At 66.5% G+C, this 22,640-nt stretch carries 21 protein-coding genes; 8 read left to right on the forward strand and 13 right to left on the reverse strand.

The features are described from left to right. Positions 1-61: 61 nt before the first annotated feature. Positions 62-2,098, reverse strand: coding sequence for a transketolase (gene tkt, locus A9975_RS26015; RefSeq protein WP_183035261.1), 2,037 nt, complete (start codon positions 2,096-2,098; stop codon positions 62-64). Positions 2,099-2,228: 130 nt separating this feature from the next. Between tkt and A9975_RS26020 the strand changes: the two genes are divergently transcribed. The 4 genes from A9975_RS26020 to A9975_RS26035 all read left to right on the forward strand — a co-directional run bounded on the left by A9975_RS26020 (position 2,229) and on the right by A9975_RS26035 (position 4,982). Beyond that, positions 2,229-3,065 carry a spermidine synthase gene (locus A9975_RS26020; protein ID WP_183035262.1) on the forward strand — a complete coding sequence of 279 codons (837 nt, stop codon included), beginning with the start codon at positions 2,229-2,231 and terminating at the stop codon, positions 3,063-3,065. A gap of 72 nt (positions 3,066-3,137) precedes the next feature. After that, positions 3,138-3,578 (forward strand): glyoxalase/bleomycin resistance/extradiol dioxygenase family protein, encoded by a 441-nt coding sequence (locus tag A9975_RS26025; RefSeq protein WP_174422983.1) that lies wholly within the window; start codon positions 3,138-3,140, stop codon positions 3,576-3,578. Then, positions 3,578-4,336, forward strand: a complete 759-nt coding sequence (locus tag A9975_RS26030) for a 16S rRNA (uracil(1498)-N(3))-methyltransferase (protein WP_183035263.1) — start codon at positions 3,578-3,580, stop codon at positions 4,334-4,336. Before A9975_RS26025 ends, A9975_RS26030 begins: the two co-directional genes overlap by 1 nt. Before the next feature lie 52 nt (positions 4,337-4,388). Then, positions 4,389-4,982: a YidB family protein gene (locus A9975_RS26035; protein ID WP_183035264.1), complete on the forward strand. Its 594-nt coding sequence runs from the start codon at positions 4,389-4,391 to the stop codon at positions 4,980-4,982. 83 nt (positions 4,983-5,065) lie between these two features. Here A9975_RS26035 and A9975_RS26040 read toward each other — a convergent pair whose 3' ends face one another. From A9975_RS26040 to A9975_RS26050, 3 genes are all read right to left on the reverse strand, one after another. Beyond that, the gene (locus A9975_RS26040) at positions 5,066-5,665 is read right to left on the reverse strand and encodes a barstar family protein (protein ID WP_150986883.1); all 600 of its coding nucleotides are present in this window, start codon (positions 5,663-5,665) and stop codon (positions 5,066-5,068) included. Next, entirely contained in the window at positions 5,662-6,018 is a 357-nt protein-coding gene (locus tag A9975_RS26045; RefSeq protein WP_318230911.1) for a ribonuclease, read from the reverse strand. The genes A9975_RS26040 and A9975_RS26045 overlap by 4 nt, the downstream gene beginning before the upstream one ends. 407 nt (positions 6,019-6,425) lie before the next feature. Then, a complete protein-coding gene (locus A9975_RS26050; RefSeq protein ID WP_150986882.1) occupies positions 6,426-8,750 on the reverse strand; it encodes an NADP-dependent malic enzyme in 2,325 nt (774 codons plus the stop codon). 274 nt (positions 8,751-9,024) lie between these two features. Here A9975_RS26050 and thiL point away from each other — a divergent pair, with 274 nt between their 5' ends. From thiL to A9975_RS26065, 3 genes are all read left to right on the forward strand, one after another. Further along, positions 9,025-10,005, forward strand: a complete 981-nt coding sequence (thiL, locus tag A9975_RS26055) for a thiamine-phosphate kinase (RefSeq protein ID WP_183035265.1) — start codon at positions 9,025-9,027, stop codon at positions 10,003-10,005. Between the two features lie 105 nt (positions 10,006-10,110). Further along, on the forward strand, positions 10,111-10,677 hold the full coding sequence (locus A9975_RS26060) for a phosphatidylglycerophosphatase A (protein ID WP_150986880.1): 567 nt from the start codon (positions 10,111-10,113) through the stop codon (positions 10,675-10,677). A 39-nt stretch (positions 10,678-10,716) separates the two neighbouring features. Beyond that, entirely contained in the window at positions 10,717-11,214 is a 498-nt protein-coding gene (locus A9975_RS26065) for a CinA family protein (protein ID WP_174422990.1), read from the forward strand. A gap of 47 nt (positions 11,215-11,261) precedes the next feature. On the opposite strand, the gene pyrF is transcribed toward A9975_RS26065, so the two are convergent. Continuing rightward, on the reverse strand, positions 11,262-12,080 hold the full coding sequence (pyrF, locus tag A9975_RS26070; RefSeq protein WP_150986878.1) for an orotidine-5'-phosphate decarboxylase: 819 nt from the start codon (positions 12,078-12,080) through the stop codon (positions 11,262-11,264). A 783-nt stretch (positions 12,081-12,863) separates the two neighbouring features. Between pyrF and corA the strand changes: the two genes are divergently transcribed. Next, complete coding sequence (corA, locus tag A9975_RS26075; RefSeq protein WP_043349592.1) at positions 12,864-13,826, forward strand: magnesium/cobalt transporter CorA; 963 nt, start codon at positions 12,864-12,866, stop codon at positions 13,824-13,826. 31 nt (positions 13,827-13,857) lie between these two features. Here the strand turns inward: corA and mtgA are convergent, their stop codons facing one another. The 8 genes from mtgA to mpl form a co-directional block, all read right to left on the reverse strand. Beyond that, positions 13,858-14,559 (reverse strand): monofunctional biosynthetic peptidoglycan transglycosylase, encoded by a 702-nt coding sequence (mtgA, locus tag A9975_RS26080; RefSeq protein WP_183035276.1) that lies wholly within the window; start codon positions 14,557-14,559, stop codon positions 13,858-13,860. 92 nt (positions 14,560-14,651) lie between these two features. Further along, on the reverse strand, positions 14,652-15,527 hold the full coding sequence (gene aroE / locus A9975_RS26085; RefSeq protein ID WP_150986877.1) for a shikimate dehydrogenase: 876 nt from the start codon (positions 15,525-15,527) through the stop codon (positions 14,652-14,654). Between the two features lie 17 nt (positions 15,528-15,544). Further along, positions 15,545-16,414, reverse strand: a complete 870-nt coding sequence (locus A9975_RS26090; protein ID WP_150986893.1) for an energy transducer TonB — start codon at positions 16,412-16,414, stop codon at positions 15,545-15,547. A gap of 162 nt (positions 16,415-16,576) precedes the next feature. Further along, positions 16,577-18,745 carry a ribonuclease catalytic domain-containing protein gene (locus A9975_RS26095; protein WP_183035266.1) on the reverse strand — a complete coding sequence of 723 codons (2,169 nt, stop codon included), beginning with the start codon at positions 18,743-18,745 and terminating at the stop codon, positions 16,577-16,579. A gap of 183 nt (positions 18,746-18,928) precedes the next feature. Beyond that, positions 18,929-19,669, reverse strand: coding sequence for a 3-oxoacyl-ACP reductase FabG (fabG, locus tag A9975_RS26100; protein WP_183035267.1), 741 nt, complete (start codon positions 19,667-19,669; stop codon positions 18,929-18,931). Between the two features lie 28 nt (positions 19,670-19,697). Beyond that, a complete protein-coding gene (locus tag A9975_RS26105) occupies positions 19,698-20,339 on the reverse strand; it encodes a chorismate lyase (RefSeq protein ID WP_183035268.1) in 642 nt (213 codons plus the stop codon). Positions 20,340-20,346: 7 nt separating this feature from the next. After that, complete coding sequence (locus A9975_RS26110) at positions 20,347-20,985, reverse strand: YqiA/YcfP family alpha/beta fold hydrolase (RefSeq protein ID WP_183035269.1); 639 nt, start codon at positions 20,983-20,985, stop codon at positions 20,347-20,349. 12 nt (positions 20,986-20,997) lie between these two features. Next, positions 20,998-22,395: a UDP-N-acetylmuramate:L-alanyl-gamma-D-glutamyl-meso-diaminopimelate ligase gene (mpl, locus tag A9975_RS26115; protein WP_183035270.1), complete on the reverse strand. Its 1,398-nt coding sequence runs from the start codon at positions 22,393-22,395 to the stop codon at positions 20,998-21,000. Positions 22,396-22,640 lie beyond the last annotated feature (245 nt).

Raw genomic sequence — 22,640 nt, forward strand, 5'->3', positions numbered from 1 at the left:
GGGAAAGCGTCTGCCGGCCCGCGCGGCCGAGTCGACCGCTGCGCGGGCCCGCGAATACCTGTTACTGACCGAGCGTGTCGCGCACGGTGCGCACGACGTTCTCGACCGTGAAGCCGAAGTGCTTGAACAATACGCCAGCGGGAGCCGATTCGCCGAAGGTGTCAATGCCCACCACGGCCTGGACCTGGTACTTCCACCAGAAGTCCGTCACGCCTGCCTCGACCGCCACGCGCGGCACGCCGGCCGGCAGCACCGATGCCTTGTAGGCGGCGTCCTGCTTGTCGAACACCGTGGTTGCCGGCACCGAGACCACGCGCACGTGCACGCCATCGGTGGCCAGTTGGTCGGCGGCGCCCACGGCCAGGCCGACTTCCGAGCCGGTGGCGATGATCACGGCATCCGGACGGCCGGTCTTGGGATTGTTGCCATCGCGCAGCACATAGCCGCCCCGCGCGATATTGGCGCGGGTGGTGTCGTCACGCTTCTGGAACGGCAGGTTCTGGCGGCTGAAAATCAGGCAGCTCGGGCCGTTCTCGCGGCGCACAGCCTGGGCCCAGGCCACCGCGGTTTCGGTCGTGTCGGCGGTACGCCACACGTCCATGTTGGGGATCAGGCGCAGGCTGGCGACGTGTTCGATCGACTGGTGGGTCGGGCCGTCTTCGCCCAGGCCGATGGAGTCGTGGGTGAACACGAACAGCGTGCGGATCTTCATCAGCGCAGCCATGCGCAGGGCATTGCGGCTGTAGTCGGAGAAGGTCAGGAAGGTGCCGCCGTAGGGGATGTAGCCACCATGCAGCGTGATGCCGTTCATGATGGCGCTCATGCCGAACTCGCGCACGCCGTAGTTGATGTGGTTGCCCCAGGCGTCGCCGCGCACGGCCTTGCTGCCGGACCAGTTGGTCAGGTTGGAGCCGGTCAGGTCGGCCGAGCCACCCAGGAATTCCGGCAGCACCGGCGCGAGCGCCTCGATGGTGTTCTGGCTGGCCTTGCGGGTAGCGATGGTTTCCGCCTTTTCCTCGCACTTGGCCAGGAAAGCGTCCACGGCAGCGTCAAACGCGCCGGGCAGCTCGCCACGCATGCGGCGCTGGAATTCGCCGGCTTCGTACGGGAAGCGCTCTGCATAAGCCTCGAACAGCGCGTTCCAGGCCTTCTCCAGCGAACCGCCGCGGGCCTTGGCATCCCATGCCGTATAGACTTCGGCCGGGAGCTCGAACGGGGCATGTGCCCAGCCCAGCGCCTCGCGCGTGGCCAGGATTTCGGCGCCGCCAAGCGGCGCACCATGCACATCGTGGCCGCCTTCCTTGTTGGGCGCGCCCTTGCCGATCAGGGTACGGCAGCAGATCAGGGTCGGACGGTCGCTGTGCTTGGCTTCAGCGATGGCGGCATCGACGGCGGCGGCGTCATGGCCGTCCACCGCACGGATCACATTCCAGCCGTAGGCTTCGAAACGCTTCGGGGTGTCGTCGGCGAACCAGTGCACCACGTCGCCGTCGATCGAGATGCCGTTGTCGTCCCAGAGCGCGACCAGCTTGTTCAGCTTGAGCGTGCCGGCCAGCGAGCAGGCCTCGTGGCTGATGCCTTCCATCAGGCAGCCGTCGCCCAGGAACACATAGGTGTGGTGGTTGACGATGTCGAAGCCCGGGCGGTTGAATTCCTCGCCCAGCAGGCGTTCAGCCAGCGCCATGCCGACAGCGTTGGTCAGGCCTTGGCCCAGCGGGCCGGTGGTGGTTTCCACGCCCGGGGTGATGCCATATTCCGGGTGGCCTGCCGTCTTGCTGTGCATCTGGCGGAAGTTCTTCAGTTCGGCCAAGGGCAGGTCGTAGCCGGTCAGGTGCAGCAGTGCGTAAAGCAGCATCGAGCCGTGGCCGTTGGACAGCACGAAGCGGTCGCGGTCAGCCCACTTGGGGTTGCTCGGGTTATGCTTCAGATGACGGCCCCACAGCGCAACCGCGATATCCGCCATGCCCATCGGCATGCCGGGGTGGCCTGAATTGGCCTGCTGGACGGCGTCCATGGCCAGGACGCGGATGGCGTTGGCCATGAGTTGGACGGGCTGCGAAGCGTGCGGACTGGCGGCGGGATGAGCGAGGTGAGACATGCGGCGGGAACCTGGCGGCGGGAAAAGCGCAATTTTACCAGATCAAAGGGGGGCGTTAGGCCACCCGGCGGCCCCGCTTGGCGGCCATCTGCAATGGACCGAATGGCTTTCCCCAGGCGTTGGCACCACCTTGGGCCAGATTCGGCTGCTCGCGGCAATGCGCTCGCCGTACCAGCAAATCGAGATTGGCGAGCATCCCCGCTTTGGCCGGATCTTCCGCCTCGATGGCCGCATCATGAGCGCGGAAGCGGATGCCTTCATCCAGCATGAGCTGATGGTGCATCCCATGGCCGTGGCCCATGGCGCGGCACGCTCCGCGCTGGTGGTGGGTGGCGGCGACGGCGGCTCGGCGCATGAATTGCTGCGCCTGCCCTTCATGCGCGAGGTGGTGGTGGCCGAACTCGACCCCGATGTCGTGACGCTGGCCCGGGCCTGGCTGGACGGCATCCACCAGGGCGCCTTCGAGGATCCACGCGTGCACCTCGCCATTGGCGACGCGCTGGGCTTGATGGAAGCCTTTGGCCGCGCGGGGCGGCAGTTCGACCTGATCGTCTTCGATTTGACCGAGGCCGACGACGGCAGCCCGGCGGCGGCGCTCTTCTCCAACCACGGCCTGCAAACTGCCCGGCGCTGCCTGGCGCCCGGCGGCGCGCTGTCCCTGCACCTTGGCCCGCCGGAACACCGCCCCGATTCGGTCCGCGTGCTCGCCGCGCGCTTGCGGCAGTGCTTTGCGCAAGTCCACCCCATCACCACCTTCATCCCCGTCTACGGCGCGCAATGGGCCATCGCGCTGGCCAGCGACACCCTCGACGTGCGCGGCGCCGATGCCGCGCAGCTCGACGAGCGGCTGCGCGCCTGGAAGCTCGAGCGCAAGCTGCGCTGCTACCACGGCGCGCTCCATCCGGCCTTGTTCGCCCTTCCCCTGCACCTGCAGGCGCTTTTCGACAGCGCCTGCGCACCCGCGTAAGATGCTCGTTCGCACCGCGAGTCTTGCCGTCCAGGCAAGCCCCGCGCGGCTTCCCGTAACCAGGAGACGATCATGACAAGACCGGCCAACACCCCCTGGCTCACCCCCTACCTGACGGTGGGCAACGGGCGCAGCGCGCTCGACTTCTACCACCGCGCCTTCGGTTTCAGCGCGGGGAACGTGGTCGACGAAAACGGTGTGCCGACCCACGCCGAGATGCACTACCAGGGCGAGCTCGTCGTGATGTTCGCGCCCGAAGGCGCCTGGGGCAGCACCGCGCGCGCGCCCCGCTCGCTCGGCGTCGAATGCCCGCAGACGTTCTACGTCTACTGCGACGATGTCGATGCCATGCACGCGCGCGCCGTCGCCGCCGGCGCGGTCAGCCTGATGGCGCCCGCCGACCAGTTCTGGGGCGACCGCTACTGCATGGTCGAGGATCCCGATGGCTACCGCTGGGGCTTCGGCAAGCCGGTGGACAAAGCCGCCGGCAAGAACGAGGACGGATCCGCCTGATGCCACCTCGCTTTTTCATTGATGCCGCGTTGGCCGCCGAGACCGACATGCCGTTGCCTGAAGCCGTGGTGCGCCATGTCCAGGTGCTGCGGCTCAACCCCGGCGACGACATCACCCTGTTCGACGGGCGCGGCGGCAGCCATGCGGCTACCCTGGTCGAAATCGGCAAGCGCCATGCGCTGGCGCGGATCGGCAGCCATGATCCGTTCGAGGCCGAGCCGCCATTCCGCGTCACGCTGGCGCAGGGGCTGGCTGGTGGCGACAAGATGGACTGGCTGATCGAGAAATCCGTCGAGCTTGGCGTTGCCGCCATCCAGCCGCTGCAGGCGGCCCGCTCGGTGGTCCGGCTCTCGGGAGAACGGGCGCAGAAACGCCAGGCGCACTGGCAGGCGCTGGTCGAGGCCGCATGCGAGCAATGTGGGCGCAATCGCTTGCCGGAGGTCGCGCCGGTCGCTAACGTGGAATCCTGGCTGGGCCTGCAGGCAAAGCCCGCAGCGACCCAGGATGGGGCACGGCTGCTGGTATCGCCGCGGGCCTCGCAGTCGCTGGTATCGTTTGCCATCGAGCAGCGCAATGTGTTGCTGGACCGCGGCGTGACGCTGCTGATCGGGCCCGAGGGCGGGCTGGCGCCGGACGAGGAAGCGGCGGCGCTGCGCGCCGGTTTCACGGGCGTGTCACTCGGGCCGCGCATCTTGCGTACAGAAACAGCCGGGCTTGCTTGCCTGGCCACGCTCAACGCGGTACTGGGCGGATTTTGACGGCACCCGGGCCATCCCGGCCCGGCGCCACACTCACCGGAAGGAGTCGACCATGGGACTACTCGATAGCGTGCTGGGCGGAGTGCTCGGGCAGCGCGGCAGCGGCGAAGCGGGCGCTGGCGGCGGCCTGAACCCCAAGATGATGATGGCGCTGGGGCTGCTGGCCATGCTGGCCATGCGCCATAAGGGCGGGGACAGCAGCGGCGGCGCCGCGCAGGATCCGGCCTCGGCAGGTGCGGGGGGCCTCGGCGGCCTTGGCGGACTGCTCGGCGGGCTGATGGGCGGCGGCGCGGCCGGTGGCGCACCAGGCGGCCTCGATCTGGGCGGATTGCTCGGCGGGCTGCTGGGCGGCCAGGCCGGCGACGCGCCCGCGCTGGGCGCGGCGGCCGGCGGCATCGGCGCCTTGCAGCAGGTCCTGGCCCAGGCGGGCCTGGGCGAACAGGTCAACTCGTGGATCGGCACCGGCGCCAACCAGGCGGTCTCGCCGTCCGCGCTGGCCAGCGCACTGGGTGGCACCGGCGCGCTGGAGAGCCTGGCCGAAAAGACGGGCCTGTCCCAGGACGATGTCGCAGCCCATCTCAGCGAAGGACTGCCGGAGCTGATCGACAAGCTGACGCCGCAAGGCCAGGTACCGCCGGCGGCGTAACCCCGCGCCCTGCCGGCAAAGCAAAAGGCCCGCTGCTAGCGGGCCTTTTTTATCTTGCTGTCTTCGCTACAGGCGGCTGGCGCTCAGGCGAAGGAGTAGAACACGCGGAACTGCACCTTGCGCTCGGCCCAGAACTCGGCCGCATCACGGAACACATCGAGCAAAACCTCGCGCCCTTCCTTGTCGAACTTCTGCGCAATCGGCAGGCCTTCGAGCACGATCACAAAACCGGGCTGCGGGCCAGCCTTGTAAATCAGGTCGGTCAGGCAATCGGCCAACGCATCGAAATTCTTGCCGAAATGCTTGGGAAAGAGGAAGTTGGTGGCGATGGTTTCCAGCACTTCCGCCTTGCTCTGGCAGTGTGCGCAGTTCGCATACAGGAAATGCTGGCCCAGCTCCGCCGCGGCCTGAGCGAGTTCGGGCACGCGAAACGCGCGGATCGACTGGACGATGTTTGGACGCACCGTCTTGAACAGGGTCATGGCTCCCTCTTGGCTGCCGTCAGTGCCGGCTGCGGGAACGGGTGCGAGCGGCGGTTGTTGCGAGAGCTCGTTGCGGGGCATCGTCAACACGTTGTCGTAAAGATTCTGGGCCTGGGTCTGGGCCCGCTGCCAGCCATCTCCGGCGCCGCGCTCTTCGCGGGCGGCAAGGGCGTCGCCCAGTCCGAAAATGTCAGTCATCATTTGGCTATCCGTTTGAAACTGTTGTAGTGGTCGTCCGTGTAGTAACAGTCGTTGGTGGCGCGTTGATCACCGCCACATACGATCCGTCGTGCTCCTCGATTTCGGCTGTTTGTCTTCACCGTGTATTCGCGGTAGTAATTGCGCGACCTTTGCGGCAGGGCGCGCTCGTAGTTGCCGAACCTCGAGCCATCCTTGGCGTAGGGAAACGGGCCGCCCGCTTCGATCCTCTCCAACGTGGACTGTGCCTCGTTGGGCAACTGTTGTACTGCGATGGTTCCCGTGCCGTCATCGGCCGCCTGGCGTGCCAGCACCGGCTGCGCCAGCGCGCACGACAACGCCACGCCTGCCAGCACCCGGCTTGCCACTCGCGCCAGACCGGCGACTGAAATCCATTGTGATGCGCGCTGCGTCAAAGGAATCTGGGAACCCACGTTGCTTGTCTTGATTTGAGGACACCAACCAAACGATCCCGGCGCCGCTGCGCGGTTGCCGCGCCACCTAAACTGCCCATTTTGCCTGCGCCCCGGACGGCCTGTGCGTAAATCGACAGCTTCGTCGCGCGCGTAACGAGCGCGTACTTCAAAGGCATAAGGTTACGCCCATGCTAATAAATAATCAATCCCCGCCCCTGGGCAGAGTGGAAAACCTCAATTGTTTCAACATGTTAAGAAAATGTGTGCACACACTGACGGGGTGCTGGCGGCAGTAAAAAGACAATAAAAAAGCCGGGCAAGCCCGGCTTTTCAAGACTGACGGCGGTTTAGCGCTTGGCTGCCGCGTCCACCACCACCAGCGACGTCATATTGACGATACGCCGCACCGTGGCCGAAGGCGTCAGGATGTGGACAGGCGCCTTGACGCCGAGCAGGATCGGCCCGATCGCCACATTGTTGCCCGCTGCGACCTTGAGCAGGTTGTAAGCGATGTTGGCGGCGTCGATGTTCGGGCACACCAGCAGGTTGGCCTCGCCCTTGAGGGTGCCGTCCGGCACCAGCGTGTCGCGCAGCTTCGGATCCAGCGCGCAATCGCCATGCATCTCGCCATCCACCTCGAGATCCGGGGCGCGCTCGCGCAGGATCGCCAGGGTTTCGCGCATCTTCTGCGCCGAAGGCGCTTCGGATGTGCCGAAGTTGGAGTGCGACACCAGCGCCACCTTGGGGACGATGCCGAAGCGCTTGAGCTCTTCGGCGGCCATCAGGGTGATCTCTGCCAGCTGGCCAGCGGTCGGGTCAACGTTGACGTGGGTGTCGACCAGGAAGATCTGCCGGCCCGGCAGGACCAGCCCGTTCATCGCCGCATACACCTCGTTGGTGCCACCCAGGATCTGGTCGATATAGCGCAGGTGCGCGGCAGTCGTGCTGACCGTGCCGCAGATCATGCCATCGGCCTCGCCCTGCTTGACCAGCATCGCGCCGATCAGCGTGGTGCGGCGACGCATTTCCAGCTTGGCGTACTGCTGGGTGATGCCCTGGCGAGCCATCATCTTGAAGTACGCCTCGGAGTAGTCACGGAAGCGTGCGTCGTGTTCCGGGTTGACCACGGTGAAGTCGATGCCGCCGCGCAGGCGCAGGCCAAAGCGCTCGATGCGGTGGGCGATGACGGCCGGGCGGCCGACCAGGATCGGGTTAGCCAGCTTTTCATCGACGATCACCTGCACCGCGCGCAGCACACGCTCTTCCTCGCCCTCGGCGAAGACGATGCGCTTCTTCTCCATGTCGACCTGGCGGGCAGCCGCGTAGATCGGCTTCATCAGGGTGCCGGAGTGGTACACGAACTGCTGCAGCTGCAGGCGGTACGCGTCCATGTCCTTGATGGGGCGCGCGGCCACGCCGGACTTCATGGCGGCCTCGGCCACCGCCGGCGCGATCTTGACGATCAGGCGCGGATCGAACGGCTTGGGAATCAGGTACTCGGGGCCAAAGGACAGGTCCTGGATGCCATAGGCGGTGGCGACGATGTCGCTCTGCTCCTGGCGGGCCAGTTCCGCAATCGCATGCGCCGCGGCGACTTCCATCTCACGCGTGATGGTGGTGGCGCCGCAGTCCAGCGCGCCGCGGAAGATGAAGGGGAAGCACAGGACGTTGTTGACCTGGTTCGGGTAGTCGGTACGGCCGGTGGCGATCACCGCGTCCGGACGGACTTCCTTGACCAGCTCCGGCAGAATTTCCGGGTTAGGGTTGGCCAGGGCCAGCACCAGCGGCTTGTCGGCCATGCGCTGGACCATGTCCTGCTTGAGCACGCCGGCAGCGGACAGGCCCAGGAAAATATCGGCGCCATCGATCACTTCTGCCAGCTTGCGCTTATCGGTCTTTTGCGCAAAGCGGGCCTTTTCCGGGTCCATCAGCTCGGCACGGCCTTCATAGACCACGCCAGCCAGGTCGGTCACCCAGATGTTCTCGATCTTCATGCCGAGGTCGAGCAGCAGGTCCAGGCAAGCCAGCGCCGCAGCGCCCGCGCCGGAGGCCACCAGCTTGACCTTGCTGATATCTTTGCCGACCACGGTCAGGCCATTGACCACGGCCGCGCCGACCACGATGGCGGTGCCATGCTGGTCATCGTGGAAGACGGGAATCTTCATGCGCTCGCGCAGCTTGCGCTCAACGTAGAAGCACTCGGGTGCCTTGATGTCTTCCAGGTTGATACCGCCGAAGGTGGGCTCGAGCGCGGCGATGATCTGCACCAGCTTCTCGGGGTCCTTCTCATCGAGTTCGATGTCGAACACGTCGATGCCGGCGAATTTCTTGAACAAGCCTGCCTTGCCTTCCATCACCGGCTTGGAAGCCGCCGGGCCGATATCACCCAGGCCCAGCACCGCGGTGCCGTTGGTAATCACGCCGACCAGGTTGCCGCGCGCGGTGTAGCGGAATGCATTGAGCGGATCGGCGACGATTTCCTCGCAGGCGTAGGCCACGCCCGGCGAGTACGCAAGGGCCAGGTCACGCTGGTTGGATAGCGGCTTGGTCGGCGTAACGGAGATCTTGCCCGGGGTCGGAAACTCGTGATATTCCAGGGCAGCTTTGCGCAGCGCCTCACGCTGCTGCTGCTTCAGGTCGTCTTGGGGCGTGGGCTGCTGGGGACTGGTCATCGGCGCATCTTCCGGTCGGTGGAGCCGTTAATCACGTATGGGACACGAAATGGCGGGTCGGCTCCACGTACCCGCAGTCTCTTCCTTTGGAACCTGACATTTTATATTGTGAAATATTATTTCACAATAAGCGTTTTGCGCGAGGCACCTTTGCGTTTCGGTACAATATGCCGCATGCCGCCAGCGCTGAACAGCAGGGCGAAACCCGCAGCGGCCGCGACCCGGCGAGGTTTCCCTGACCCATCGCAGAATCTCCGCCGCCCCGATCCCCTTCATGCCCGATTCCTCCAGCGCCCAGCTCTCCGAGTTCGACCTGATCCGCCGTTTCTTTACCCGGCCTGCACAAAAGGCGGTACTGGGCGTGGGCGACGATTGCGCACTGATTGAAGGGCGCCCCGGCCACCACCTTGCCATCAGCACCGACATGCTGGTCAGCGGACGGCACTTCTTTCCGGACGTGGCGCCGCGCTCACTTGGCCACAAGGCGCTGGCGGTCAACCTGTCCGACCTGGCTGCCATGGGCGCTGAGCCGCGCGCCTTCACACTAGCGCTGGCGCTGCCCGATGCGCAAGCCGCATGGCTGTCCGAACTGGCCGCCGGCATGCTGGAACTGGCAGACGCCCACGGCTGCGAGCTGATCGGCGGGGACACCACGCGCGGCCCTCTGACGCTGAGCCTGACGGTGTTCGGCGACGTACCTGTGCATAAGGCGCTGCGACGCGATGCCGCACGCCCTGGCGACGATATCTGGGTCTCCGGCACGCTTGGCGATGCCCGCCTGGCGCTGGGCGACTTCCGTGGCGAATGGCTGCTGCCCGAACCGGACTTCAGCCAGGTGCGCCCGCGCATGGACACGCCAACGCCACGCATCGCGCTGGGCATGGCGCTTCGCGGCGTGGCCCATGCGGCACTCGATATTTCCGACGGCCTGGTCGGCGACCTCGGCCATATCCTGGAGCGCTCCCAGGTCGGCGCCCTGCTCGATGTCGACGCCCTGCCCCGCTCGACGGTGCTGGCCAGCCAGCCGGAGGTGCGCCAGCTGGAATGCACCCTGGCCGGCGGCGACGACTACGAACTCTGCTTTACCGCTCCCGTGGGCGAGCGCGACCACATTGCCGCCATCGGCACGCGGCTCGGGCTGGCGCTGACGCGTGTCGGCACGATCACGCCCGAGGCTGGCCTGCGCCTGGTTGACCGCGACGGCAATCCGAGCGCTTACAAAGGCACCAGCTTCGACCACTTCGCTTCCCCCTGACAAGCCTGCGGCCGCCGTGTCATCATGCAGCCATGCGGGGCGCCAGACCCTGCCCGGACACACCGTCCGGCACAAATCCACCCGAAACAGACGAGCCAATCCCTGATGTCCGCCTACCCGCCCGGGCCTACCGCGCACGATCCCGCCCTGACCCTGGAAGCCGGCCAGGCCGCCAAGGTCACGCGCCCTACGGCGCGTTTCATGCTCTCGCACCCTGCTCACCTGATTGCGCTGGGCTTCGGCTCGGGGCTATCGCCAGTCGGGCCGGGCACGGTCGGCACGCTGTACGCGTGGCTGTCCTACCTGGTGATCTCGATGTGGGTGCGGCCGGAAACCTGGCTGTGGCTGATCGTCGGCGGCTTCGTGCTGGGGCTCTGGGCCTGCGCCCGCACCGCGCGCGACATGGGCGTGTTTGACCACGGCAGCATGGTCTGGGACGAGATCGTGGCGTTCTGGCTGGTCATGGCCTTCGTCATGCCGACCGGCTTCTGGGGCCAGCTTGCTGCGTTCCTGTGGTTCCGCCTGTTCGATATCGTCAAGCCGGCGCCCATCGGGCATCTCGACCGGACGCTCAAGGGGCCCGGCCTGCGCGGCGGCTTCGGCGTGATGTTCGACGACATCATGGCCGCCTTCTACACGCTGCTGGTGTTCGCCCTGTGGCGTTCGCTGTGATCGACCAGTCCCTCCAACCTATCTACTGAATCCGCCATCATGCCCGTCAGCCGCTTGCTCGACCAACTCGCCGTCCAGGTCGGAATCTCCCTGAACGAGAAGTCGCTGTTGCTCGCCACCGCGGAATCCTGCACGGGCGGCCTGGTGGCCGCTGCCATTACCGATGTATCGGGTTCGTCAGGGTGGTTCGAGCGGGGCTTCGTCACGTACTCGAACGAGGCCAAGTCGACCATGCTGGGCGTGCCGGCCAAGCTGATTCGCGATCATGGCGCGGTCAGCGAGGAAGTGGCGCGCGCCATGGCCGAAGGCGCCCTGCTCAACAGCCGCGCCCAGGTGGCGTTGTCGATCACCGGCGTGGCCGGGCCGACCGGCGGCACGCCGGAAAAGCCCGTGGGCATGGTGTGCTTCGGCTGGAGCAACCGCATCACCACCAATGTGGAAACGCAGCGCTTTCGCGGCGACCGGCAGCAGATCCGCCGCCAGGCTGCGGAATACGCGATTCGCGGCCTGCTCGAGCTGGTCCGCAACGAAGCCTGAGGGCTCAGGCACGCGCGTCGCCGGCAAGGCGCCGGCGACGCGGCGGTTCAGCCCTGGCGGAAGCGGTTGATGGTTTCGCGCGTCTGCAGCGCAACGTTGCGCGCGGCGGCAGCGAAATCCTTCTCGCGGCTGGCATAGAGGATGGCGCGCGACGAATTGATCATCATGCCGGTGCCAGCACCGGTGCGCCCGGCCCGGACGGTGGCCTCGATGTCGCCGCCCTGGGCGCCGATGCCGGGGATCAGCAGCGGCATGTCGCCCACGATCTCGCGCACCTTGGCAATCTCCGCGGGGAAGGTCGCCCCCACCACCAGCGCCATCTGTCCATTGGTATTCCAGCGCGTGGCGGCCGCCTCGGCCACCACCTGGTACACCGGCTTGCCATCCACCGGCAGGAACTGCACGTCGGAGCCGCCCGGGTTGGATGTGCGGCACAGCACGATCACGCCGCGATCCGGATAGGCCAGGTACGGCTCCAGCGAGTCCAGGCCCATGTAGGGATTGACCGTGACTGCGTCCGCCCGGTAACGCTCGAAGGCTTCGATGGCGTACTGCTGCGCGGTCGAACCGATGTCGCCGCGCTTGGCGTCCAGGATCACGGGAATCCCGGGGTGGGCGTCATGGATATAGGCGATCAGCTGCTCGAGCTGGTCTTCGGCGCGCTGCGCCGCAAAATAGGCGATCTGCGGCTTGAAAGCGCAGACCAGGTCGGCGGTGGCGTCGACGATCTCGCGGCAAAAGGAGAAGATCGCGCCGCCCGTGCCCGTCATGGACAGGGGCAGCTTGCCCGGGTCGGGGTCTAGCCCGACGCAGAGGAGGGAATCGTTGCGCTGCCAGGCTGCAGCCAGCTGCTCGGTGAAGGTCATGGGATGCTCGCTAATCTGGGTCGGCCGCGTCGGCTGCGCGCCGGGCTTGTCAAGCCGGGTCGGCGCTCCCCCGCGGCAACAGTCGTTCCCGCGATTTTACCCGCTGCGTGCTCTTTTCTGCCGTTCTTCCTCGATACAAGGAGCGGCGCCGTACACAGCGGCCGGCCGGGGGCTGGGCACGCAGATGATGAAATGCGGCCAGATGGATGTTCGCCGCCATGGCCTCGGTGCTGCCCGCGCCGCTATTGCGGCGCGGGCGCCAAAGCGCGCGGGCGGCATAACAACGCACTGCGCGCCGGCGCCTCGCCTTCACCCACATTTCACTTAACAAGCCCCCCTTCGTTGGGCTACACTCGCGGCCATCATAATCCCGGAGAAACTACGTGGGCAGTAGCATCGGGTGTTCGTGTTGCCGCAGCCAGATTGCGATCGCACCGAATGCCATGTCACTGCGGGCTGCGTAACGACGACCGCCGGAGCCGGCTTTATTCCGCTCCACCGCCTCGTCGGACTCGCCCGCAGCACATACTGCGGGTGAGTGTTCTTCCGTGTCCCTGACGGCCGCCGCCGCGCGCGCCGCTTAGTCCCGGACTAATCCCTCCCCCGGCTTGCCAGCCATGAACGGCAAACGCCATCGCCTTGCGCGCCCTTCAAGCGCACAGCGCGATCACGCTTGCCAGCGGCCCCGAGCTTCGCCGTTTTCGCGCGAAGCATGGGCTCGCCCCATGGCCGGCGAGCCAAGCCTGCGCGTTTCTTCGCCAAACGCAACAAGGAAGCCCTGGGATGATCAACCTGTTCGTCCTGCAGAAAGGCCGGCTCGCACAGGAGCAGGTCGACGATCGCAATGAACTTCTGCAGCACAAGCCGATCTGGATCGATGTCATCAGCCCCGATGACGAGGAACTCGCCTGGATCAAGGAAGCCTACGGCGTAGCCTTGCCGGAGCTGGAAGACCTGGGCGACCTGGAAGCCTCGGCCCGCTACTTCGAAGGCGAGGACGAGAACATCCATATCCGCACCGACTTCCTGCTCGATGAGGAAGACATCTCGCGCAACGTGCGCGTGGCGTTCGTGCTCACGCGCGACGTGCTGTTCTCCATTCACGACGAAGACCTGCCGGTGTTCCGGCTGGTGCGGTTGCGCGCCCGCATGCGCCCGGGCTCGGTGCGCAACGCCAAGGACGTGCTGATGGACCTGTACGCCACCGATGCGGAATATTCGGCGGACTCCATCGAGGAAGTCTACGAGCGGCTGGAGGAAGCCAGCAAGCGCGTGCTGGCGGAAAACGTGACCGATGCCGCGGCGGCCGACGTGCTGGAAACCATCGCCCGCGAAGAAGACTTGAACGGCCGCATCCGCCGCAACGTGATGGACACGCGCCGCGCGGTCTCCTTCCTGATGCGCAGCCAGCTGCTGTCGGCCGAGCAGCAGGACGAAGCCCGCCAGATCCTGCGCGACATCGACTCCATCGAGAACCACACCGCGTTCCTGTTCGACAAGATCAACTTCCTGATGGACGCCACGGTCGGTTTCATCAACATCAACCAGAACAAGATCATCAAGCTGTTCTCGGTGGTCTCGGTGGCGCTGATGCCACCCACGCTGATCGCCAGCATCTACGGCATGAACTTCAAGTTCATGCCGGAGCTGGACTGGGCCGCGGGTTATCCTTGGGCCATCGGGCTGATGGCCGTATCGGCCGCGATCCCGCTGGTGTACTTCAAGCGCAAGGGCTGGCTAAGCTGAATAGCGTCTGCTGAACGACGCTGCCCCGGACTCAGTCGGGCAGCGTGGCCGCGCCCATGCGGCGCGCAATGATGTTGGCCTTGACCTTGAAGTTCACGCGCACATTGGCGCAGTACTCCTTCTTGTCGAAGCACTTCGGCGCCGGCAGCGCCGCGGCCAGGCGTGCTGCCTGGCCCACACTCAGCTTGGCGGCGCTGGTCTTGAAGTAATGCTGGGCCGCGGCCTCCACGCCGAACACGCCCTCGCCCCACTCCACCGAATTCAAATAGATCTCGTAGATGCGCTGCTTGTCGAGCCAGAACTCGAGCATCCAGGTAATGGCCAGCTCCTGGCCTTTGCGCAGGTAGTGCTGCTCGGACGAAAGGAAGAGGTTCTTGGCCAGTTGCTGCGTGATGGTGGAGCCGCCACGCACGATATGCCCGCGCTTCTTGTTGCGCTCCCAGGCATCGAGCATGGAATCGAGCTCGTAGCCGGGATGGTTGACGAAATCGGCGTCCTCGCTGGCGATCACCGCGCGCTTGAGGTTGCGGGAGATATCGTCATAGCCGACCCAGCGGCGGTCCACCTGGCAGCTCCAGAATTTGAAGCCGCACAGACGCCACTGCTCGGCGCGCATGAACGCCGTGGATGACGGGTTCACGGTTTGCCAGGCAGCGATCTGCAGGAAGAAATACACCTGCATGGCCAGCACGCCGGCGATCAGCGTGCCAAGCAGGTAGGCGAGCCAGCGCAGCGGGTTGAGGCCGCCGCCCCTGCGGCCTTGAGCCGCCCCGGGACGGGCGGTGTGCTTGCGCTCAGCCATGTTCGAGCCAGCCGGCCGGCGCTTTAGCGCGCGGCTTCGGCCTGCAGCGCCGCGCGCAGCGTTGCCAGCACGGGCGCGGTGGCGGGCCGCACCCCTCGCCAGTTGTAGAAGGCCTCGGCGGCCTGCTCGACCAGCATGCCCAGCCCGTCGCTGGTGCGCGCGCCGCATTGGGCGGCGAACTTCAGGAATACGGTGGGCTCCGCGCCGTACATCATGTCGTAGGCGAGCACGTCCTTGCCCAGCAGTTCCGCCGGCACCGGCGGCAACTCGCCCTGCAGGCTGCTGCTGGTGGCGTTGATGACCACGTCGCAGGCGTCTTCATCGGTCAAACCCGCCAGTGCGTCAAAACCACCGCCCCACAGCTCCACGCCGTACTCGTCCGCTTGCTGGGCCACGTTTTCCAGGATATCGCTGGCGCGCTGGGGCGTGCGGTTAGCCACCACGATGCGGTCCGGCCGGCAGGCGATCAGCGGCAGCATGGCGCCCATGGCGGCGCCGCCCGCGCCCAGCAGCAGGATGCGCTTGCCTTCGAGCAAGGTATCGAGGTTGACCTCGATGTCGCGCGTGAGGCCGACACCGTCGGTGTTGTCGCCGTGGATCACGCCGTCCTCGATCCACATGGTATTGACCGCGCCCGCGCTCTCGGCGCGCGGCGTCAGGCGCTCGGCGAGGTCGTAGGCTTCGAGCTTGAACGGCACGGTCACGTTCAGGCCGTGGCCGCCGCCGTCGAAGAAGGCGCGCACGGTGGCAACGAACCCATCGAGCGGCGCCAGCAGGCGTTCGTACTCGACGGCCTCGCCGGTCTGCTGCGCAAATGCGGCATGGATGGCGGGCGAACGGCTGTGTGCGATGGGGTTGCCGATCACGACGTAACGGTCGGCGGGAGTCTGGGATTGCATAGTGTCAGGTGATGGCGTCATCGGGACTGCAGGCGAGTTTCCAGCCCACTGCGCGAAAACTTGAATGTAGAGATCACTTCGAGAATATCCTGGCGCGCCTGCATCTGCGCCGTGAACCCGCCGAACGGCGCCGCCGCCCGCACGATGGCAACCGCCTGGCGGTCCAGCACGGGATCGCCCGAGCTCTTGACCACGTCGATGGCATCGATGTTGTAGCCATCGCGGTTATAGCCAAGCCGGCCCTGCCGGTTGACGTTGATCACCAGGATCAGTTGCCCGTAGATCGGCTTGCCATTGCGCTGGGGGAAATCGGTGGTGCCGCGCGCTTCGATCTTCTGGCGCAGGCGATCGTAGTACTGCGCGTACTCCACTTCCTGCGCGCTGGTGGCAGTGAGCTGGTAGCGCTTTGGCCGCTTGGCGTATTGCTCGAGGTTGCGGCCGATCTCGGCTTCGAGCTTGGCCATCTCGTCGAGCGAGGTGCGTTCGTCCTGACCGCGCAGCGGGTTTTCCACGCGCTGCTGGCCTGGCTTGAGCGGCTGGCTGTGCACGGACGGCGCGGCTTCGCGCGACTGCGTCATCAGGCGCTGCTGCTCCTGCTCCATCTGCTCCACGCGGCGCTGCATCTGGCGCACCAGATCGCCGTCCTTGGTGACGGTCTGTGCCGGCAGCGGCGTGGTGGCGCGCTGCTGGTCGTGCTCGCCACCGCCGTCGAGGTTGGCCTGGGCCAGCACGGTGGGATTCTGCGGGCGCTGCGCCGATTTGGAATTGACCAGCACCACATCGAGCGCGGCATCGGTGCGCTTGATCTCGAACGCCTCCGGCGCCACTACGCGCACGGTCAGCAGCAAGGCATGGGCCAGCAACGAGACGACCAGCGCCTTGGCCATCGTGCTGCTGGCGTTCCACCACTGGCGGGGAGAAAAAGCGGCTTTCACGATGGGCGGGACGTTGGCTGGGAAGCGTCGATCGGGCGAGACTGGGGCCGGGGTCCGTGGGACCCCGGGGTCAGACTGCGATTGTAAGGGAGCGCCTCGTTTTTTCCGAGGAACTCAGCCTGCGCCGCCGGTGCCGGTGTCGCGTGTGTCCGACGCAGCGCCTTCGCTTGTGGCAGCTGCAGCACTCGCTGCTTCGTCGTCGCCGGCTTCCCCAGCCGCAGCGTCAGCCTCACCTTCGGTTGCCCCTTCAGTTGCCCCTTCAACCGCACCCTCGGCAGCGGCTTCGGCAGCCTCCTCGGCCGCGGCTTCAGCGGCGGCTTGCGCCGATACTTCGCCAGCTTCGTCGTCCCGCTCCATCTCCTCCTGTGGCAGCTCGCCTTCGCCGGCAAACACCTCCAGGACGCGGCATGACACTTCCAGCGAGATCTCGTCGATCGCGCCGATCTCCAGCAGCACCTGTGTGCCGCGCGATGCCTGCATCAACTCCGGCACACGCGTGACCAGCGGGATCTCGGCAAAGCGCACCGCGCCTTCCTTGAGCACCGAGCCCATCAGGCGCTCGCGCTTTTCCTGCTGCAGCCAGCGCAGGCACCAGTAGCGCTCCATGGTCGACTGGTGGTCGGCATACGCGGCGTAGGTACCTTCGAAATCCGCGACCGCGGCCAGCAGGTCCGAATCCTTGGGCTTGAACGGCGCCACCAGCTTGGCCGTGATGCCATGCTGGGCGACTGCCAGGATCTGCCATTGGTTGACCAGGTCGACATAGCGGCGCAGCGGCGAGGTGCTCCACGCATATTGCGCCACGCCCAGCCCCTCGTGGGGCGCCGGGTAGGTCTGCATGCGGGTGCGGTTCATGCCCCAGGCCTTCTGCGTGCGGTAGATACCCGGCACACCGTTGTCGGCAAGCAGCTTGCCCCACGTGCTGTTGGCCAGGATCATGAGCTCGGCCACGATCTTGTCGAGCGGGGAGCCGCGGCGACGCTGCTCGATGCGCACGCGTTCGCCGCCGTCTTCCAGCAGGTCGATGTAGAAGCTGTAGTCGGCGCGGTTGTGCGACTCGGGACGCAGCCCGCTGGCCAGACGCGCCTTCTGGCGTTCGTCGTGCAGCCAGCCGGAGAAATGGAACAGCTGGGTCAGCGCATCGCGGAACGGGTAGTCGCCGGTGCCAGCGGCCAGCGCGGCCTCGGTCACCACATCCTCAAGCAGGTTGTGGCGCAGGTTGGCCGCGATCTTGACCAGCTCGGCGCGGGTCTCGCTGCTGACAATCATCTGCAGGGCCGGGTCGTAGACCACGTACAGCGACAGGGCCGGGCACTCGCGCCCTTCCTGCAGCGTGTAGCGCTCCACCACCGAATCCGGCAGCATGGTGATCTTGTCGCCGGGGAAATAGACTGTCGACAGGCGATGGCGCGCTACAGCATCGAGCGGCTCGCCACGGCGGATGCCCAGGCCGGGCGCCGCGATATGGATGCCCACGCGGATCTTGCCGCCGTCCAGCGGCGTGACCGATAGCGCATCGTCGATCTCGGTGGTGGTGACGTCATCGATGGAGAACGCCTCCACATCCGCGCGCGGCAGGTCGCCGACGGGTTCGGGCACGGCCACGTCGGGAAAGCCGGTGCCCTTGGGGAAGCATTCGGAGAGGAACTTGGCCTCATGCAGCGCGCGCGGGCTGGCAATGCCGCCCACCGCCACCATCAGCCGCATCGGCGACATGCCTAGCGCGGTGCAAGCGGCGTCCATCGCCTTGTATTCGAGGCTGTTCTTGTCGGGCTTGAACAGCAGTTGCAGTGCCTTGCCGCGAAACGCATCGGGCAGCGTCAGGGCCTTGAGCTGGTTTTCGTACTCGGCCTGCACCAGGGCTTGCTGCTTCTTGCGCTCGAGCGCGGCGAGCGCAGCCTTCAACTGGTCTTCCGGCGCGCGCTGGTAGCGCCCGCGGCCCTTGCGGCGGAAATAGACCGGATTGCCGTGCAGCGTCTGCGCCAGCGCAGCTTGCTGCACCACGCTCGCACCCGCGCCGTAGTACTCGGCCGCCAGGTCGACAAAGCCGAACTCGTCCTCCGACGCGCATTCCCACAGGAATTCCAGGTCAACCTCGCCGACCAGGTCGGCGGTCTGGCGCAACAGCTCGATCGCCGACGGCTGCGCGAACTGCAGCAATACGTCGCGCGACTTGACCTTGGTGCGCTTGCCCGCGGGCAGCTCCACCTGGTACGACTCGCCCTGCTGGGTCAGCACGGTGCCGGCGCGAATCTCGCCGCCTTCTTCGAACAGCAACTGCATGGATCGGTACTTTCAGAAATGCCGGGAACCGCACTTGGCAAACCAAGCACCCTGGCGCTTTGTGACGCCTGCGGGAACGGCCCGGTGAGAGAAATGGTGCAAGGCCGCCTTCAGGCAAGACGGCAACCGGACCTGAGATGATACCGCACCGCGCCGGCTGCAAGCCCGGCGCAGGGCGGGCTATTACAGCGACATGCCGCCGCTGGCCTCGATCGCCACGCCATTCACGTAGCTGGCATCGTCGCTGGCGAGGAAGGTGTAGATGCTGGCGATTTCGGCCGGCTCGGCCAGACGACGCAGCCAGCAGGACGATTTCATGCCGTCCAGCACCTTCTCCGGCACGGTCTGCAGGATCTCGGTGGCGACGAAACCCGGGCACACCGCGTTGACGCGCACGCCCTTGGGGCCCAGTTCGCGCGCCCACGTCTTGGTGAAGCCGATCACGCCGAACTTGCTCGCCGCATAGTTGGTCTGGCCGAAGTTGCCGTACAGGCCAACCACGCTGGACGCATTGAGAATCACGCCTTTGCCCTGCTCGGTCATGATGTCGGCCACGGCCTGGGCGCAGTTGAAGACACCCTTGAGATTGACATCGATCACCGCGTCGAACTGGGCTTCGGTCATCTTGGTCAGGCGCGCATCCTTGGTGATGCCTGCGTTATTGACGAGGATGTCGACGCGGCCGTGCTTGGCCAGCGTAGCCGCCACCATGGCATCGACCTCGTCGCGGCGCGTCACATCGACCTTGTAGGCGCTCACGGTGGCGCCTGAAGCGGCGAGCGTCTCGGCGGCGGCGTGCACGCGCTCCTCCTGCACGTCGCAAAGCACCACCAGCGCACCTTCCGCGGCAAAGCGCTGCGCGGTGGCAAAACCGATCCCGGCGGCAGCGCCGGTGATGATGGCAACACGTCCCTGCAATTTCATGATGGTCGTCTCTTCTTCTTGGTCGCGATTATCGATTGGGGGAAAACTCTTGCTCTGGATGGCTACCTGGCGGCTTCTGGCTGGAACCGCTCAGTTCCGGCGCCGGCCGCGCCAGCAGGTCGGGCAGGAATACCTCGGTCACCAGCATGACGCCGTCGCCACGCCGGAAGGCCGAGCGCCGCGCGGGCAACACCGATGACGCAGCGAGCTCCCGCATGGCCGGCACGGCTAGTTCCAGCCGGCGCCGCAGCGGGTGATGCGCAAGCAGGCGCGCGAAGGCAAACGGCTCGCGCCGCACGCGGGGATCGACGAACAGCGCGCCGCCCAGCGGGCGCTCGCCCAGGCCGCGCAGGAACGGCCAGTCGCGCCGGGCATGGTCGGGCTTCACCACGGTATGGGCAAAGATGGCCGGCGCCCCGTCACAGATCAGCAGCACCTCGCGCGCCAGCGCGCGGCGGCGGGCAGGCAGCCCCAGCGCCTGCCATTCATCGGCAAGGGCGAGTTCCATGCGCTGCGCCAGGCGGCGCACCCGGAAAGCGTCCGACGCTGCCACCAGCCGGGCGGTGAGCGAGCCATCACCGGTCACCCAGCGGCGCAGGTTGGCGCTGATGGCGGGATCTTCGGGTAGATGGGCGTGCCAACCACTGCGGCGCAGATGCGCCCCGTTCATGCCGCGCTCATGCCCGTGGCTCCAGGTCGATGGGGGCGATGGCGTCGCCCTGGCTGATCTGGCCATCGGGTCCATAGCCGCAGAAAGCGAGGACTTCGTCGACGTAGTCAGCAAATTCGCTGATACCGTGGTCGCTGCCCTCGATGACGCGCGTGTACGCGCCGGGGAAGGCCGCCAGCATCTCGCGGTAGTCCAGCACCTCGTCGCCGGTCGCCGCCATCAGGAAATAGCGCTCCGGCCGGGTGATGGGATCGACCCGCAGCGCCAGCAGCTCATCCAGATGGTGGCGCTCCACCCGCACCGAGCCGCCACCGTGCCAGAGCGGCTGGTCGCCCAGGTGACGCTCCAGGTCGGTCCAGGGATGCACCGCAGGGTTGAGCAGCACCGCGCGGCAGCCGTGGCGCTCGGCCAGCCAGCGCGCATAGAAGCCACCCAGCGACGAGCCGATGATGGTGAGCGGCTGCGCGCCACCGGCTTGCGAGGCCGCGATGGCCGCTTCGGCCTGGGCGATGGCCTGGGCCGGCGACACATTCAGCACCGGGCAAGCGTAGTAGCGTCCCACGCCCCATTCACGCATGCGCTCCTGGACCAGGCGCGCCTTGAAGGACTGTGGAGACGAGCGGAAACCGTGCAGGTATAGCAGCATGCCAGGCCCCGCTCAGGCGCAAGCGCCTGCGGCAAAGGCGTCCAGCAGCTTCTGGTGGACGCCGCCGAAGCCGCCGTTGCTCATGACCAGCACATGGTCGCCCGGGCGCGCGGCGGCTCGCACCGCGCGGACCAGTTCGGGAAGGTCGCTGAAGGCAGCCGCGCGCTCGCCCAGCGGCGCCAGCGATTCGGCCAGGTCCCAGCCCAGGGCGTCCTTGCCGCTGGCCGCGCCATACCCGAACACCAGGTCGGCCGTCTCGAGGCTGGCCGGGAGCTGCGCCTTCATCACGCCCAGCTTCATGGTGTTGGAGCGCGGCTCCAGGACCGCCAGGATGCGCGCCGCGCCAACCCGCTTGCGCAGGCCGTCGAGCGTGGTCTGGATCGCCGTGGGATGGTGGGCAAAGTCGTCATAGACCGTGATGCCATCAACCACGCCACGCACTTCCATGCGGCGCTTCACATTCGCGAAGCGCGACAAGGAATCGATGGCCTGCGCCGCTGGCACGCCCACATGGCGGGCAGCCGCAATCGCAGCCAGCGCATTCATCCGGTTGTGCATGCCTTGCAAGGCCCAGCTGAGCCGGCCTTGCAGCACGTCGCCGAACCAGACGTCGAAACTGTCCTGGGTCGTGCTGTCGCCGGTGGCATCGCCTTCAGCGGGCTCGCCCGCACGCCAGTCGCCGATGCCAAATTGCTCGGTCTCGCTCCAGCAGCCCCGCTCCAGCACGCGCGCCAGGCTTTCCTCAAAGCCGTTGACGATCAGCCGGCCCTGCTCCGGCACGGTGCGCACCAGATGATGGAACTGGGTCTCGATGGCGGCAAGATCGGGGAAGATGTCGGCGTGATCGTATTCCAGGTTGTTCAGGATGGCGGTGCGCGGACGGTAGTGGACAAACTTGCTGCGCTTGTCGAAGAACGCCGTATCGTACTCATCGGCCTCGATCACGAAGAAGTCGGACTCGGTCACCCGCGCCGACACGCCAAAGTTCTGCGGCACGCCGCCCACCAGGAAGCCCGGCTGGTAGCCGGCATCTTCCAGAATCCAGGCCAGCATGGAGGTGGTGGTGGTCTTGCCATGGGTGCCCGCCACCGCCAGCGTCCATTTGCCGCGCAGCACATGCTCCCCGAGCCACTGCGGGCCGGAGACATAAGGCAGGTTGCGGTTGAGAATGGCCTCCATCAGCGGATTGCCGCGCGACACCACATTGCCGATGACGAACAGGTCCGGCTCCAGCGCCAGCTGGCCGGGATCGAAGCCCTCGATCAGTTCAATGCCCTGCGCCTCGAGCTGCGTGCTCATCGGCGGGTAGACATTGGCATCGCATCCGGTGACGCGGTGGCCAGCCTGCTTGGCAAGCACGGCTAGGCCGCCCATGAATGTGCCGCAGATACCGAGGATGTGAATATGCATGGGATTTAGGATTGGGCAGGCCAGGGCGGCCGGGCCGGGTTGCTTCTGGATGGAGAGAATTGTACCTGAGGGGGTGACGGCGAAGCCGTGCGGGAAAGGCCCGCGGCCGGGCACGGCAGAATTCCAGGCCGGCGCGTTCGCCCAAGGAATCTCCCCGCAACCGGCCACTCTAAAAAGCAAAACCTGACCCTAGCGCGCAGGCCTCTATCCCTCCGGTATCATCCCCCCATGCCCCGCCGCCCCAC

The organism is Cupriavidus sp. UME77, from assembly GCF_014170355.1.
GTDB lineage: Bacteria > Pseudomonadota > Gammaproteobacteria > Burkholderiales > Burkholderiaceae > Cupriavidus > Cupriavidus basilensis.